The organism is Streptomyces sp. MJM8645, assembly GCF_001625365.1.
Taxonomy (GTDB): Bacteria; Actinomycetota; Actinomycetes; order Streptomycetales; family Streptomycetaceae; genus Kitasatospora.
Genome location: NZ_LJJF01000001.1, coordinates 3,859,483 through 3,874,057 on the forward strand (window position 1 = coordinate 3,859,483; position 14,575 = coordinate 3,874,057).

Consider the following 14,575-nt stretch of genomic DNA (forward strand, 5'->3'; position numbering starts at 1 on the left):
CGACATCCTCGGCGTACGGACCTCCCCGACTGGAGGATCGGACGGGACCGGAGAGCGGCCGGAACTGGCCACCGACTACCCTTGCCAAGCGTGAAGGTCCTCGTCATCGGCGGCGGCGCCCGCGAACATGCCCTGTGCCGCTCTCTGTCCCAAGATCCCGCTGTCTCCGAGCTGCACTGTGCCCCGGGCAACGCCGGGATCGCGCAGGTGGCGACGGTCCACCCGGTCGACCAGCTGAACGGCGCGCAGGTCGCCGACCTGGCCGTGCGGCTCGGCGCCGCCCTGGTCGTCGTCGGCCCGGAGGCCCCGCTGGTCGCGGGCGTCTCCGACGCCGTGCGCGCGGTCGGCATCCCGGTGTTCGGCCCGTCCGCCGAAGCCGCCCAACTGGAAGGCTCCAAGGCCTTCGCGAAGGACGTGATGGCCGGGGCCGGCGTGCCCACCGCCCGCTCCTACGTCTGCACCACCCCTGCCGAGGCCGCCGAGGCGCTGGACGCCTTCGGCGCGCCGTACGTGGTCAAGGACGACGGCCTGGCCGCCGGCAAGGGCGTGGTGGTCACCTCCGACCGCGCGGCCGCGCTGGAGCACGCCGCCTCCTGCGAGCGCGTGGTCATCGAGGAGTACCTGGACGGCCCCGAGGTGTCGCTGTTCGCGATCACCGACGGCACCACCGTCGTCCCGCTCCAGCCCGCGCAGGACTTCAAGCGCGCGCTGGACGGCGACGAGGGCCCCAACACCGGCGGCATGGGGGCCTACTCGCCGCTGCCGTGGGCGCCCGCCGGGCTGGTCGAGGAGGTCCAGCAGAGCGTCCTGCAGCCGACCGTCGACGAGCTGCGCCGCCGGGGCACCGAGTTCTCCGGCCTGCTGTACGCGGGCCTCGCGCTCACCTCGCGCGGCACCCGGGTGATCGAGTTCAACGCCCGCTTCGGCGACCCGGAGACCCAGGTCGTGCTGGCCCGGCTGCGTACCCCGCTGGCCGCCGTGCTGCTGGCCGCCGCCACCGGCACCCTGGACCAGCTGGAGCCGCTGCGCTGGGACGAGGGCGCGGCCGTCACCGTGGTCGTCGCCTCCGAGGGCTACCCGGCCGCGCCGCGCACCGGTGACCCGATCGAGGGCCTGGCCGAGGCCGAGGCCGACGGCACCGCGTTCGTCCTGCACGCCGGTACCAGGGCCGACGAGGACGGCCGGGTGCTGAGCGCCGGCGGCCGCGTCCTGTCGGTCACCGCGACCGGCGCCGACCTGGTGGAGGCGCGCGACCGCGCGTACGCCGCCGTGGACCGGATCACCCTCAAGGGCGGCCAGCACCGCACCGACATCGCCCTGAAGGCAGCCACCGAGTAGGCCCTGCCCCGCCTCCGCCCGCAGGGCGCCGCGCACCGTGGGATTTCCCCCCATGGACGCAGCGCCCTGCGGCGTTTCCGGGGCGGGAGTGACTCCGGGGGCCGGCGCACCGTTCGGCGGTCGGATTCCAGCCCATCGGGTGACAGCACCCGCATCCGGCTGACGTAGCCGGGCGCCCGGCCTTATGGTGCGCTGGATCGCAGTGCGACGTGGCCGTGCGCCGGGGTCGCCGCCGGGTAGCGGTGTTCCCACGGGGGGATGCTGGACGGCGTCCGGCCGGGCGGGTGCCCGGGTGCTTCGCACCGGACCGGTCGTGACCGTCCGGAATCCGGGCGGTGTCACCGGGACGAGTGGAAACCGGGGCGATCCGGAACACCCACCCGGGCCGGTGCGTCGAACATGGCAGAAGCGCCACACAGCATGCACTACCGGGGATCGGACGCCTCCGCTTCCCGGTCGGAACTGATCGTTTCGAGTCGGCTCAGGGCCCGTCGCCGGGCGCCCGAGGGCTCCGAAGGGGGTGCCGCACCGTATGGCCGCAGTCGACACCGCGCGCGCTCACGCCCAGGCGGTCCTGCGGGTCCGAGGTCTCGCCCTGGCCGCCGCCGTCATGCCCGCCGCCGTCGCGGTGGTCCTGCTCGCGGGCCGGTTCACCGGGCGGATCGGCGCACCCGGCTCCTCCGACGCCGCCTGGTGGGACGCCGCCCGCTGGGCGGTCTGCGCAGTGGCCGCGCTGACCCTCCTGGTGGCCGGGCTGACCGCCCGCGCCTACCACCGGGCCGTCCCGCCCCGGACCCCGGCCGTCCCGCTGAAACGCGTCGAGGCGCCCGAGCTGTACCGGCTGATCGACGAACTCGCCGACCGGCTGGACGTGCCCGCGCCCTCCGCGGTGGCCCTCACCCCGGACTGCGACAGCTGGCTGGAGGACGTGCCGCAGGCTCGGCGGGCCCGCCCGCTGCGGCCGCACCCTGAGCCGCCCGGCCCGGTCCTGGTGATCGGCTCGCCCTTCCTGTGGTGGATGCGGGCCGGCGAACTGCGCGCCCTGCTCGCCCCCGTGGTGGCCGGCACCGCAGCCTCCGCCGACCCGGAGATCGCCGCCGCCCGCCGCTTCCTGCGCAGCCTGGACGCCAGCTTGGACTCCGGCCATGCCGCCCCCGGCCTCGGCGGCGGCACCCTGGCGGGCCCGCCCCGGCCGGAGCGCCGCGGTCCGGCCGCGCTCGCCGAGCGGATCACCCGCGGGATCACCTGTCGGCTGCTCGGTGCCTGCCGCGGCCACGCCGCCGAGCTGGAGCGCTCCGTCGCGAGCTGGGCCTCCGAGCAGGCCAGGACGGTCGACTACGGCCTGCGGATCGCCGCCCAGGAGCAGGTCGGCCTGGCCTACGCGGGCTGGGACCGGCTGCTCACCCGGGTCGCGCTGCCCGCCTGGCGGCTCGGCCGCCACCCCGCCCACCTCAACGCCGGCGTCGTCTCCGCCCTCACCGAGCTGTCCCGGCGCGACCGCCTGGCCGACGGCTACGGCACCCGGCTCGGCGACCGCCCCGCCTGCGACCTGCTGGAGGAGCCCGGCACCGTCGACCGGGCGGTCTCCCGGCTCGCCGCCGAGCTGTTCTTCGGCAGCCCGGCCGCTGGCGCCTGGCACGAGCTGGAGTGGACCGACTACCCGGCCGACGTGGTGGACGCCGGCTGGCGGGCCCGTGCTGCCGCCCTCCAGACCGCCCTGGACCGGCTCGCCCCGCAGGCCCGCCCCGGCTCCCCGACGCTCACCCGGCTGCTGGTCCGGCTCGCCGAGGGCGAGGGGGAGCAGCTGGCCGCCGCGCTGGCCGCCCAGCTGGCCCGCACCACCGCCCCGGCCCCGCTGCTCGAAACCGCCCGCAGCGGCCGTGACCTGCTGGTCGACCACGTCACCGCGATGGTCTGCTGCGCCGCCGTGGACACCGCGGGCGGCGCGCCCGGCCTGGACTGGCTGGACGGTCCGGTGCTGCTGCTGGGCGGGATCCGCCGTACCGACCTGGCCGGGCCGGTCGCCCAGGCCGTCGAGCAGGGCCAGGACGGCCCGCTGCGGGCCTGGCTGGACGCCGCCGACGTCCGTCTGGAGAAACCCGTCCGGTTGTGAGCCGGACAGGCGGCGCTCGGCGCTCCGGCGCGCGCCCCCAAACCGACCGGCGGGCGGCCGTCTTCGCAGGCCGGAGGCCCGGCCGGGGGAGGGCGTGAGATTCCCGGCACCAATTGCGACCACAGGGTGACGGAGCGCCAGCACTCTGTGGTGTATTAGACCGCACGCACATCCGGGGGGCACGTGCCAACCGGGCGGAAGTGCACCTGGGAGGGGCGCGTGGGCACGGAACTCAACCGCCGCTGGGAGTCCGGAACGCACGCTTACAGCGTCTCCGACCCCTTCGGCCAGGGCCCGCTGCCCTGGCTGCGCAGCCCGGACCAGTACCTGGCCGGCGCCGAGGGCGCCGTCCCCTGGTACGTCTCGGTGAACGCGCCCGGCCAGCGGCCGCTGGCGGTCGGTGCCCGGCCCAAGCCGCCGGTCGGCACCCCGCAGAGCGCCAACGACGTGGACCAGCAGATCAAGGGCTTCGCCTCGGCCGGGGTGATCCGCCCCGGTGGTTCGGTGGACTTCCGGGTCACCGTCAACCCGCCCCGCGAGTTCACCGTGGACGTCTGGCGGATCGGCCACTACGGCGGCGACGGCGCCCGCCACATGACGTCCAGCCCGCTGATCGCCGGGCTGGCCCAGCCCGCCCCGCTGGTGGTCGAGCGGACGGTCTCCTGCCACCACTGGTGGCACTCCTGGCGGTTGCAGATCCCGGTGCACTGGAAGCCCGGCGCGTACGTCGCCGTGCTGACCACCGCGGACATGCTGCACCGCAGCCATATCCCGTTCACCGTCCGGGACTTCGAGGACCGGGAGCACGCCGCCGAACTGCTCCTGGTGGTCCCGGACGTGACCTGGCAGGCCTACAACCTGTTCCCCGAGGACGGCCGCAGCGGCGCCAGCCTCTACCACGCCTGGGATGGTCTGGGCGGCCTGGTCGGCGAGCCGGAGGCGGCCGTCACGGTCTCCTTCGACCGCCCGCACGCCACCGCCGGGCTGCCGCTGCACGTCGGCCACGCGTACGACTTCATCCGCTGGGCCGAGCGCTACGGCTACGACCTCTCCTACGCCACCGCCACCGACCTGCACGCGGGCCTGGTCGACCCGGGGCGGCACCGGGCGCTGATCTTCCCGGGCCACGACGAGTACTGGTCCGAGCCGATGCGCCGGGCCGTCGAGCAGGCCAGGGACGACGGCACCTCGCTGGTGTTCCTGTCCGCCAACACCATGTACTGGCGGGTCGAGCTGACCGCCGCCGCCTCCGGCGAACCCAACCGGCTGCTCAACTGCCGCAAGCGGCAGAAGGTCCAGCCGGGCAGCCCGGCCGTCGGGGTGCCCGGTTCGGCCAGCGCGCTGTGGCGGGACGCCGGCGAGCCCGAGCAGCAGGTGCTCGGCCTGCAGTACTCGGGCCGGGTCGCCGCGCCCGTCCCGCTGATCGCCCGGCACACCGCGCACTGGCTCTGGGACGGTACGGGCCTGCAGGAGGGCGACGAACTGCCCGGCCTGGTCGCCGGCGAGGCCGACCGCTACTACCCCAAGGTGGCGCTGCCCGAGCACACCGAGCGGGTGCTGCTCGCGCACTCGCCGTACCAGGACCTCGGCGGCCGCACCCGCTACCAGGAGACCTCGCTGTACCGGGCGCCCAGCGGCGCGTACGTGTTCGCGGCCGGCACCTTCGCCTGGTCGCCCGCGCTGGGCCGCCCCGGCCTCACCGACGAGCGGATCCAGCGGGCCACCGCGAACCTGCTCGACCGCCTCGGCAAGAACGAGCCCGCCCCCGGCAAGAACGGTGCCGCCCTCGGCCGGAGCGGGGCCGCCCTCGGCCAGAAACGGGGCCTCGGGGGTTCGTGAAAGACTGCGGGGGCAGTGACCTCCCCTTTCGCGCGCCCCACGCCCGCGAACGACCCCTGAGGACTGAGACACCTTGAGCGGATTTGTCACCAAGCCCGAGCCGGTCCAGGTGCCCGGCCTGGTCCACCTGCACACCGGCAAGGTGCGCGACCTCTACCGGACCGAGTCGGGCGAGCTGGTCATGGTCGCCAGCGACCGGATGTCCGCCCACGACTGGGTGCTGCCGAACGAGATCCCCGACAAGGGTCGCGTCCTCACCCAGCTGTCCCTGTGGTGGTTCGAGCGGATCGCCGACATCGTCCCCAACCACGTGATCTCCACCGAGGTCCCGTCCGGCGCCCCCGCCGACTGGAAGGGCCGCACGCTGATCTGCCGCAGCCTGGACATGGTCCCGGTCGAGGCGGTCGCCCGCGGCTACCTGGCGGGCTCCGGCCTGGCCGAGTACCAGGAGAACCGCACGGTCTGCGGCATCGCCCTGCCGGAGGGCCTGGAGAACAGCTCCGAGCTGCCCGCCCCGATCTACACCCCGGCGCTCAAGGCCGAGGTCGGCGAGCACGACGAGAACGTCTCCTACGAGGAGACCGCCCGCCGGATCGGCGCCGACCTGGCCGCCCAGCTGCGCCGCACCACCCTGGACGTCTACGGCCGGGCCCGGGACATCGCCCGCGACCGCGGCATCATCCTGGCCGACACCAAGTTCGAGTTCGGCCTGCTGGACGGCGAGCTGCTGATCGGCGACGAGGTGCTCACCCCGGACTCCTCCCGGTACTGGCCGGCCGACGAGTGGCAGCCCGGCCGCTCGCAGCCGTCCTTCGACAAGCAGCTGATCCGAGACTGGCTGGTCTCCCCGGCCTCCGGCTGGGACCGCTACAGCGAGCAGCCGCCGCCGGAGCTGCCGGCAGAGCTGGTCGAGCAGACCCGCGCCAAGTACATCGAGGTGTACGAGCGGCTGACCGGCACCGCCTGGGCCTGACGCCCGGCCGCCCGCGAGCCCGTGCCCGGACCTAGATCCAGCCGTGCTCGCGGGCGATCCGCACCGCCGCGTGCCGGTTCTCGGCGCCCAGCTTCCCGGCCGCCGAGGACAGGTAGTTGCGGACGGTGCCGGGGGACAGTGCCGCCCGTTCGGCGATCTCGGTGATCGAGGTGCCGTCGGCGGCCAGTTCCAGGACGTCCGTCTCGCGCGGGGTGAGCGGGGTCTCGCCCGCGCTGATCGCGTCCGCGGCCAGCTCCGGGTCCACGTACCGGCCGCCGGCCCGGACGGTCCGGATGATGCCGACCAGGTCGGCCGCCGAGACGGTCTTCGGCAGGAAGCCGCGCACCCCGACCTCCAGCGCCCGCTTGAGGTAGCCGGGGCGGCCGTGGCCGGTGACGATCATGCAGCGGCAGTCCGGCAGCAGCCGGCGCAGTTCGGTGGCCACCTCGATGCCGTCCTTGCCGGGCATCTGGAGGTCCAGCACCGCGACGTCCGGGCGGTGGGCCTGCGCCATCGCCAGCGCCTCCGGCCCGGAGCCGGCCTCGGCGACCACGGTGATGTCCTCCTCCAGGGAGAGCAGCGCGGCCAGCGCGCCCCGGATCAGGTGCTCGTCGTCGGCGAGCAGGACGCGCACGGGTGCGGGGTCGGTCATCGGGCGGTCCTCCGTCGGTGGGTGCGGGTCAGAGCGGTACGGCGGCGAGCATCCGGAAGGTGCCCTGGGCGGTCTCGGGGATGGTCAGTTCGCCGTCGTGGGCGGCCAGCCGTTCGCGCAGGCCGCGCAGTCCGGTGCCGCCGCCCAGCGAGGGGAGCGGGACGGCGGGCACCCCGTCATTCTCCAGCTCCAGGACGGCGCGGCCGTCCTGGAGGTCCAGCCGGATCAGGCAGTGGGCGGCCTCGCTGTGCCGCAGCACGTTGGTGGTGGCCTCGCGGATCACCCAGCCGAGCACCGACTGGATCGGCGGCGGCAGTTGGTCGGCGTTCTCGCCGAGGTCGATCTCGCAGGCGACGTCGGCGCTGCGGAGCACCGCGCGGGCGCCGATCGCCTCGGCGTGCAGGTCGGCGGTGCGGTAGCCGCGGATGACGTCCCGGACCTCGCGCTGTGACTCCTGGGCGATCCGCTGCACCTCGGCCATCTGGTCGGCGGCCTCCGGGCGCCCGCGGCGGGCGAACTGGACGGCGAGTTCGCTCTTGAGCGCGATGGTGGTGAGGTTGCGGCCCATCACGTCGTGCAGGTCGCGGGAGAACCGCAGCCGCTCCTCGGCGACGGCCAGCCGGGACTGGGCCTCGCGGGCGGTCTCCAGTTCCCAGATGATCGCGGTCACCCAGGCGAAGCTGCGGCAGGTGCCGACGAGGGCGGTCAGGCTGATCGCCGCCCCGACCGCCAGTCCGGCCGTGGTGGCGGGGCTCACCCCGGTCAGCAGCATCGCCGGGGCGGTCAGCAGGATCAGGCCGAGTCCGGCGGGGAAGACCTGGCGCAGGGGCAGGCCCACGCTGATCGGACCGATGGCGGCGCACAGCATGGCGATGGCGATCGCCGCGGTGAACGGCGTTCCTCCGGGCTGCCCGGATTCGGCGGCGGACGGGCCCAGCAGCAGGACGGCCCAGGAACCGGCGACCGAGAGCGCGCTGTTGACGATCAGCCAGCGCAGGTGCTCGGCGGGGCGGTGCAGGTAGTGGTCGAGCGAGGTGCGGAACGCCCGGAGGCAGAGCAGGGTGGACGCGAGCGAGACGACCAGGGTGACCCGGACGGCGCCGACCGACCGGTCGAGGTTCGCGACGGAGGAGGCGCTGAGCACCAGGTTCACCGGAACGATGCACCAGGCCACCATGTAGAGCGACCAGCGGAAGTACAGCTCGGCGCGTTGGGGCTTGCCGAAGCCCTTCCATCTGCGAACCGGCCCCTGGACGGCCATCGAATCGCTCCCCGTATCGATCAAGATCGTGTCGCTACCTTCATATCAGAGGCGGAACGGGGGTCTGACCTTCGCACTTCCAGAGAGGGTGCCCGCCGGGGCGTCAGCGGCGCGACTCCCAGCGGAAGTAGCGCACCGCGCCCCAGACCGCCAGGCCGAGCCAGACGGCGCCGGTCACCAGGTGCGGGGCGGCGGTGGACCAGGTGCCGGCGAAACCGGTGGCGGCGGCCGAGCCGTCGCTGCCGGTCCAGCCGATCCGGATCAGCTGGAAGGCCGGGGTGGTGGGCAGCAGGCGGCAGAAGTCGGCCAGCCCGGGGGGCATGATCTCCAGCGGGATGAGCAGGCCGGAGCCGAACTGGGAGACCAGCAGCACCGGGAGGGTGGTGATGCCGGCGGTCTCGACGGTCTTGGTGAAGGCGCTGGAGATGGCGGCCAGTGCGATGAAGACGGCGATGCTCAGGACCAGCCCGACGGCCAGCAGCAGCGGGTTCACCGGCGTGCTGAGCTTGAGGAGGGCGGCTGCGCCGACGCCGACCACGGCGCACATCATCAGGGCGAGGCTCACCGAGGGCACCGCGGTGCCGGCCAGGATCTCGATGTCCCGGGCCTCGCCGGTGCGCAGCCGCTTGAGCACCAGCTCGTTGCGGCGGGCGACGTACGCGGCGGTCAGGTTGTAGTAGACGACGAAGGCGAGGATGCCGCCGATGGTGCCGGTGATCAGCAGCGTGTCGACGTCCAGCCCGGGGTGGGACTCGGCCTGCTGCTTGAGCATGTTGCGCCGGCCGGCGATCAGCAGCAGCGGCAGCAGCAGCGCGGTGAACAGGGCGGCCCGGTTGCGCAGCAGCAGGGTGGCCTCGGCGCGGCCGAGGGAGAGCAGCCGGCGGGCGGTGGTGCTCTGCGGGCCGGCGGCGGTCTTGGCGGCGGTGGCGGTGGTCATCGGGCGGATCCGATCAGGCGGCGGCGGGCGGTGCGGGCGGTGGGGGCGGGCGACTGGGGCGGGGCCTGGTGGGCGGCCTCGGAGGCGATGGCGAGGAAGGCCTCCTCCAGCGAGGCGCTGCGGGCGTCCAGGGAGCCGAGCGCGATCCCGTGCTGCTGGGCCCAGCCGAGTAGTTCGAAGAGGGTGCGCTGGAGGCCGCCGGTCTGCACGGTGACCTTGCGGCCGTCGACGGCGATCTCGGCCCCGGCGAGGACCGGCAGCGCGGTCCCGGTGAACTCGGGGAGGTCGAAGCTGATCCGGGAGGGCCGGCCAGCGATCACCTCGGCGACGGTGCCGGTGGTGACGACCCGGCCGCCGTGCATGATGGCCAGCCGGTCGGCGAGCTCCTCGGCCTCCTCCAGGTAGTGCGTGGTGAGCAGCACGGTGGTGCCCTGGGCGCGCAGTTCGCGGACCAGCCGCCAGACGGCGGCGCGCGCCTCGGGGTCGAGGCCGGTGCTGGGCTCGTCCAGGAAGAGCACCTCGGGGCGGCCGAGCAGGGCCATCGCGAGGTCGAGCCGGCGCCGCTCGCCGCCGGACAGCTGCTTGACGCGGACGTCACGGCGGTGGCCGAGGCCGACCAGCTCCAGGGCCTCGTCGACCGGGCGGGCGCCGCTGGTCATGCCGGCCCAGCTGCGGCCGGTCTCGGCGATGGTGAGGTCGCCGGGGAAGCCGCCCTCCTGGAGCATGATGCCGATCCGCGGGCGGACGGCGGCGCGCTCCCGGTGGGGGTCGTGGCCGAGCACCCGGACGGTGCCGCCGGACGGGGCGGCCAGGCCCTCGATGAGCTCCATGGCGGAGGTCTTGCCCGCCCCGTTGGTGCCGAGCAGGGCGAACAGCTCACCGCGGCCGACGGTCAGGTCGATGCCTCGGACGGCGTGGTAGCCGGTGGTGCCGGTGCCGTAGTGGCGGTGCAGGTCGGTGACCTCGATCACGCTGTCGCCGGGGCGCAGGGGCTGGCTCGTTTCCATGGCTCAAGCCTTCCGCCTCCCCGGCCGGGCGGGCAGTGCGCGCCGTCATGAGCCGGCGGTGGAGATCCACGGGTCGGCGATGACAAATGTCATGGGCCCGGGATCAAGGTGGCGCGGGAATGCCGAAAGGCCCCCTCGATCGAGGGGGCCTTTCGTTCTGGAGCGGACGACGAGATTCGAACTCGCGACCCTCACCTTGGCAAGGTGATGCTCTACCAACTGAGCCACGTCCGCAGGTCTAACTATGGAGTTGTGCTGTGCTCGCACACTGCGAGCGGACGACGAGATTCGAACTCGCGACCCTCACCTTGGCAAGGTGATGCTCTACCAACTGAGCCACGTCCGCACGGTGCCTGGTGGGGCACCCGCCGCCTCTTCGGATCTCTCCGTTGCGGCGACGAGGATTACTCTACAGCATCGTTCGGGGTGGTCGCCCCACCCTTTCGGTCCAGGCGGGCGGGGCGACCGGGGTGCCCGGGGCGGTCAGTTCGCCTCGGCGAACTGCTCGTACACGTGCTTGGGGATGCGTCCGCGGGCCGGCAGCTCCATGCCGCGCGACAGGGCCCAGGCGCGCACCGCGGCCGGGTCCGGGGTGAGCGCGGTGCGGCGGAAGGACTTTCCGGTGCGGCTCTGGCGGCGGCCGGCCGCGACGAACGGAGCGAGGGCCTCCCGCAGCTTTTCCGCGTTGTCCACGGACAGGTCGATCTCGTACGACTTCCCGTCGACGCCGAAGTGGACGGTTTCCGCCGCGGCGCCGCCGTCCAGGTCGTCGGAGAGCGTGACAACTACACGCTGAGCCATGGGTGTCAATCCTCTCGGGCAATTCGGCCGCCGGTCCGCGGGGTGCGTCCGGGGGCCTGATGTGCACCACTCGCGCAAGCGCATACGGGCAGGCCTGGTGGCCCGCCGGATACGCAGCACTTGCCGCGACAGGTGGCCCTATTCTGCACCCGAAGGGGGTCGAAATCGAAGAGTCCGGCATTCTTTTCCGGATATTCACGTGTCTTCGCCGGAGTGCTGGATACCGGAGTGCGGGACGGGTCGATCTGTCCCGGAGTGCCGTATTCGGGTGTTCTTCGGGTGTTCTCGTTCCGGGGGCCGAATCCGTGGAAACCGCGCGGCCCGGCCGGGGGTTCACGGGCGTGGATCCCTTGCCGCGTAAGGGTCTCGGGTCTACGCGCGTCGCCTGCCCCGGCCAGCAATCCCGCCCGAAACCCCCGGTAGTCTGGAGTTCCCCCGCCTCACCGAAGACACCACCGGGAGTGCCAGTGGCACGCGTCGTAGTCGACGTCATGCTCAAGCCGGAGATCCTCGACCCCCAGGGCCAGGCGGTGCAGCGTGCACTGCCCCGTCTCGGATTCACCGGGATCGCCGACGTCCGCCAGGGCAAGCGTTTCGAGCTGGAAGTGGAGGGCCCGGTCGACGACGCCGCGCTCGCCCGTATCCGCGAAGCCGCCGAGACCTTTCTCGCCAACACCGTGATCGAGGACTTCACCGTCCGCGTCGAGGAGGCGGCGAAGTGACCACCCGCGTTGGCGTCGTCACTTTCCCCGGCTCCCTCGACGACCGTGACGCCCAGCGCGCGGTCCGCCTGGCCGGCGCCGAGCCGGTCGCGCTCTGGCACCGTGACAAGGATCTCCACCAGGTCGACGCCGTCGTCCTGCCGGGCGGATTCAGTTACGGCGACTATCTGCGCTGCGGCGCGATCTCCCGCTTCTCGCCCGTGATGGACACCGTCATCGAGCAGGCGAAGCTGGGAATGCCGGTCCTCGGTATCTGCAACGGCTTCCAGGTGCTCTGCGAATCGCACCTGCTGCCCGGCGCGCTCACCCGCAACGACTCGCTGCACTTCGTCTGCCGCGACCAGAAGCTGCGCATCGAGAACACCGGTACCGCCTGGACCCGGGATTACTCGGCGGGCCAGGAAATCGTCGTTCCGCTGAAGAACGGCGAGGGCCGGTTCGTCGCCGAGGAGCGCGTCCTGGACCAACTGGAGGCGGAGGGCCGGGTGGTGGCCCGTTACGTGGACGTCAACCCGAACGGTTCGTACCGCGACATCGCCGGCATCACCAACGCCGCCGGCAATGTCGTCGGCCTGATGCCGCACCCGGAGCACGCCGTGGAGCCGCTCACCGGTCCGACCGTCGAGGGCCTGGGCTTCTTCACTTCCGTCCTGAAGCAGCTGGTGAACGCCTGATGAGCCTCGACACCGTCAAGAACGCCGAGCAGACCCCGGACGTCGCCCAGCCCTGGGCCGAACTCGGCCTCAAGGAGGACGAGTACACGCGCATCCGCGAGATTCTCGGCCGCCGCCCGACCGGCGCCGAACTCGCGATGTACTCGGTCATGTGGTCGGAGCACTGTTCGTACAAGAGCAGCAAGGTCCACCTGAAGCAGTTCGGCGACAAGAAGCCCGACTCGGACGCGATGCTCGTCGGCATCGGCGAGAACGCCGGTGTGGTCGACGTCGGCCAGGGCTACGCCGTGACCTTCAAGGTCGAGTCGCACAACCACCCGTCGTACATCGAGCCCTACCAGGGCGCGGCCACCGGCATCGGCGGCATCGTGCGCGACATCCTGGCGATGGGCGCCCGCCCGGTCGCCGTGATGGACCCGCTGCGGTTCGGTGCGGCCGACCACCCGGACACCCGGCGCGTGCTGCCCGGGATCGTCGCGGGCATCGGCGGCTACGGCAACTGCCTGGGCCTGCCGAACATCGGCGGCGAGGTCGTCTTCGACTCCTGCTACCAGGGCAACCCGCTGGTCAACGCGCTGTGCGTGGGCGTCATGAAGCACGAGGACATCCACCTCGCGCAGGCCTCCGGCGCCGGCAACAAGGTCATCCTGTACGGAGCCCGCACCGGCGGCGACGGCATCGGCGGCGTCTCCGTGCTCGCCTCCGAGACCTTCGACGACAGCAAGCCGACCAAGCGCCCGGCCGTCCAGGTCGGCGACCCGTTCCAGGAGAAGCTCCTGATCGAGTGCACCCTGGAGATCTTCCGGGAGAAGCTCGTCAAGGGCATCCAGGACCTGGGCGGCGCCGGCCTGTCCTGCGCGACCTCGGAGCTGGCGAGCGCCGGCTCCGGCGGCATGCGGGTCGAGCTGGACACCGTGCCGCTGCGCGACAACACGCTCTCGCCCGAGGAGATCCTCATGAGCGAGTCGCAGGAGCGCATGTGCGCCATCGTCGAGCCCGGCAAGGTCGACCGCTTCCTGGAGATCTGCGAGAAGTGGGACGTCATCGCCACCGTCATCGGTGAGGTGACCGACGGCGAGCGCCTGGAGATCTTCTGGCACGGCGAACTCGTCGTCGACGTGCCGCCGCGCACCGTCGCCCACGAGGGCCCGACCTACCAGCGCCCGTACGCCCGCCCGAGCTGGCAGGACGCGCTGCAGGCCGACGCCCCCACCGGCGAGCGGCTGGCCCGCCCGACCACCGGCGAGGGCCTCAAGGCCGACCTGCTGAAGGTCGCCGGCTCCCCGAACCAGGCCTCCAAGTCCTGGATCACCGACCAGTACGACCGCTACGTGCTCGGCAACACCGTGCTCTCGGTCGGCGAGGACTCGGGCATGATCCGGATCGACGAGGAGACCAACCTCGGCGTCTCGGTCGCCACCGACGGCAACGGCCGCTACACCAAGCTGGACCCGTACACCGGCGCCCAGCTGGCCCTCGCCGAGGCCTACCGCAACGTCGCGGCCGGCGGCGCCAAGCCGCTCGCGATCTCCGACTGCCTCAACTTCGGCTCCCCCGAGGACCCGGACGTGATGTGGCAGTTCGCCGAGGCCACCCGCGGCCTGGCCGACGCCTGCCTGGTGCTCGGCACCCCGGTCACCGGCGGCAACGTCTCGCTGTACAACCAGACCGGTGAGGTCGCCATCCACCCGACCCCGGTGGTCGCGGTGCTCGGCGTCATCGACGACGTCACCCGGCGCACCCCGGCGGCCTTCGCCGAGGAGGGGCAGCTGCTCTACCTGCTCGGCGACACCGCGGACGAGCTCGGCGGCTCGGCCTGGTCGCAGGTGGTCCACGACCACCTGGGCGGTCTGCCGCCCAAGGTCGACCTGGAGCGCGAGCGGCTGCTCGGCGACATCCTGATCGCCGCCTCGCGCGACGGCATGATCGACGCCGCGCACGACCTCTCCGACGGCGGCCTCGGCCAGGCGCTCGTGGAGAGCTGCCTCAAGGGCGGCCACGGCGCGCGGATCATCGTGCCCGAGGGCGCGGACCCGTTCGTGTTCCTGTTCTCCGAGTCGGCCGGCCGCGCCGTCGTGGCGGTGCCGCGCAGCGAGGAGCTCCGGTTCAACGACATGTGCACCGCGCGCGGCCTGCCGGCCACCCGCATCGGTGTCGTGGACGGCGAATCCCTGGACGTCCAGGGCCAGTTCACCGTCTCGCTGGCCGAGCTGAAGGACGCCCACACCGGCGTCATCGAGGCTCTGCTCGCCTGACCC

General features: G+C 73.1%; 12 protein-coding genes and 2 tRNA genes. 7 read left to right on the forward strand and 7 right to left on the reverse strand.

Going from position 1 to position 14,575, the window contains the following annotated elements; all coding sequences use genetic code 11:
* Nucleotides 1-90: 90 nt before the first annotated feature.
* The 4 genes from purD (at nucleotide 91) to A6F73_RS16545 (ending at nucleotide 6,263) form a co-directional block, all read left to right on the forward strand.
* Complete coding sequence (gene purD / locus A6F73_RS16530) at nucleotides 91-1,338, forward strand: phosphoribosylamine--glycine ligase (protein WP_063348512.1); 1,248 nt, start codon at nucleotides 91-93, stop codon at nucleotides 1,336-1,338.
* 532 nt (nucleotides 1,339-1,870) lie between these two features.
* Nucleotides 1,871-3,451 (forward strand): hypothetical protein, encoded by a 1,581-nt coding sequence (locus A6F73_RS16535; RefSeq protein ID WP_063348513.1) that lies wholly within the window; start codon nucleotides 1,871-1,873, stop codon nucleotides 3,449-3,451.
* 219 nt (nucleotides 3,452-3,670) lie between these two features.
* The gene (locus A6F73_RS16540) at nucleotides 3,671-5,290 is read left to right on the forward strand and encodes a N,N-dimethylformamidase beta subunit family domain-containing protein (RefSeq protein WP_244293413.1); all 1,620 of its coding nucleotides are present in this window, start codon (nucleotides 3,671-3,673) and stop codon (nucleotides 5,288-5,290) included.
* A gap of 73 nt (nucleotides 5,291-5,363) precedes the next feature.
* The gene (locus tag A6F73_RS16545) at nucleotides 5,364-6,263 is read left to right on the forward strand and encodes a phosphoribosylaminoimidazolesuccinocarboxamide synthase (protein ID WP_063348514.1); all 900 of its coding nucleotides are present in this window, start codon (nucleotides 5,364-5,366) and stop codon (nucleotides 6,261-6,263) included.
* Nucleotides 6,264-6,294: 31 nt separating this feature from the next.
* On the opposite strand, the gene A6F73_RS16550 is transcribed toward A6F73_RS16545, so the two are convergent.
* The 7 genes from A6F73_RS16550 to A6F73_RS16580 all read right to left on the reverse strand — a co-directional run bounded on the left by A6F73_RS16550 (nucleotide 6,295) and on the right by A6F73_RS16580 (nucleotide 10,921).
* Nucleotides 6,295-6,915: a response regulator transcription factor gene (locus A6F73_RS16550; RefSeq protein ID WP_063348515.1), complete on the reverse strand. Its 621-nt coding sequence runs from the start codon at nucleotides 6,913-6,915 to the stop codon at nucleotides 6,295-6,297.
* 28 nt (nucleotides 6,916-6,943) lie between these two features.
* Nucleotides 6,944-8,176 carry a histidine kinase gene (locus tag A6F73_RS16555; protein ID WP_063348516.1) on the reverse strand — a complete coding sequence of 411 codons (1,233 nt, stop codon included), beginning with the start codon at nucleotides 8,174-8,176 and terminating at the stop codon, nucleotides 6,944-6,946.
* A gap of 103 nt (nucleotides 8,177-8,279) precedes the next feature.
* Nucleotides 8,280-9,113, reverse strand: coding sequence for an ABC transporter permease (locus tag A6F73_RS16560; protein WP_063348517.1), 834 nt, complete (start codon nucleotides 9,111-9,113; stop codon nucleotides 8,280-8,282).
* Nucleotides 9,110-10,120, reverse strand: a complete 1,011-nt coding sequence (locus A6F73_RS16565) for an ABC transporter ATP-binding protein (protein WP_063348518.1) — start codon at nucleotides 10,118-10,120, stop codon at nucleotides 9,110-9,112. The genes A6F73_RS16560 and A6F73_RS16565 overlap by 4 nt, the downstream gene beginning before the upstream one ends.
* A gap of 158 nt (nucleotides 10,121-10,278) precedes the next feature.
* A tRNA-Gly gene (locus A6F73_RS16570) sits at nucleotides 10,279-10,354 on the reverse strand.
* A gap of 39 nt (nucleotides 10,355-10,393) precedes the next feature.
* Nucleotides 10,394-10,466: transfer RNA gene (locus A6F73_RS16575), tRNA-Gly, on the reverse strand.
* Between the two features lie 137 nt (nucleotides 10,467-10,603).
* Entirely contained in the window at nucleotides 10,604-10,921 is a 318-nt protein-coding gene (locus tag A6F73_RS16580; protein ID WP_063348519.1) for an Lsr2 family protein, read from the reverse strand.
* Between the two features lie 467 nt (nucleotides 10,922-11,388).
* Between A6F73_RS16580 and purS the strand changes: the two genes are divergently transcribed.
* From purS to purL, 3 genes are read left to right on the forward strand one after another with little or no spacing between them, the layout of a single operon-like run.
* Nucleotides 11,389-11,643, forward strand: a complete 255-nt coding sequence (purS, locus tag A6F73_RS16585; protein WP_045692676.1) for a phosphoribosylformylglycinamidine synthase subunit PurS — start codon at nucleotides 11,389-11,391, stop codon at nucleotides 11,641-11,643.
* A complete protein-coding gene (gene purQ / locus A6F73_RS16590) occupies nucleotides 11,640-12,317 on the forward strand; it encodes a phosphoribosylformylglycinamidine synthase subunit PurQ (RefSeq protein ID WP_063348520.1) in 678 nt (225 codons plus the stop codon). Before purS ends, purQ begins: the two co-directional genes overlap by 4 nt.
* Nucleotides 12,317-14,572: a phosphoribosylformylglycinamidine synthase subunit PurL gene (gene purL / locus A6F73_RS16595; protein ID WP_063348521.1), complete on the forward strand. Its 2,256-nt coding sequence runs from the start codon at nucleotides 12,317-12,319 to the stop codon at nucleotides 14,570-14,572. The genes purQ and purL overlap by 1 nt, the downstream gene beginning before the upstream one ends.
* Nucleotides 14,573-14,575 lie beyond the last annotated feature (3 nt).

What these genes read in the sequence shown, in the direction of transcription:
- A6F73_RS16560 (WP_063348517.1), bottom strand. Translation starts at nt 9,113, where the DNA reads ATGACCACCGCCACCGCCGCCAAGACCGCCGCCGGCCCGCAGAGCACC.
- A6F73_RS16565 (WP_063348518.1), bottom strand. Translation starts at nt 10,120, where the DNA reads ATGGAAACGAGCCAGCCCCTGCGCCCCGGCGACAGCGTGATCGAGGTC.
- A6F73_RS16580 (WP_063348519.1), bottom strand. Translation starts at nt 10,921, where the DNA reads ATGGCTCAGCGTGTAGTTGTCACGCTCTCCGACGACCTGGACGGCGGC.
- A6F73_RS16555 (WP_063348516.1), bottom strand. Translation starts at nt 8,176, where the DNA reads ATGGCCGTCCAGGGGCCGGTTCGCAGATGGAAGGGCTTCGGCAAGCCC.
- purL (WP_063348521.1), top strand. Translation starts at nt 12,317, where the DNA reads ATGAGCCTCGACACCGTCAAGAACGCCGAGCAGACCCCGGACGTCGCC.
- A6F73_RS16535 (WP_063348513.1), top strand. Translation starts at nt 1,871, where the DNA reads ATGGCCGCAGTCGACACCGCGCGCGCTCACGCCCAGGCGGTCCTGCGG.
- A6F73_RS16550 (WP_063348515.1), bottom strand. Translation starts at nt 6,915, where the DNA reads ATGACCGACCCCGCACCCGTGCGCGTCCTGCTCGCCGACGACGAGCAC.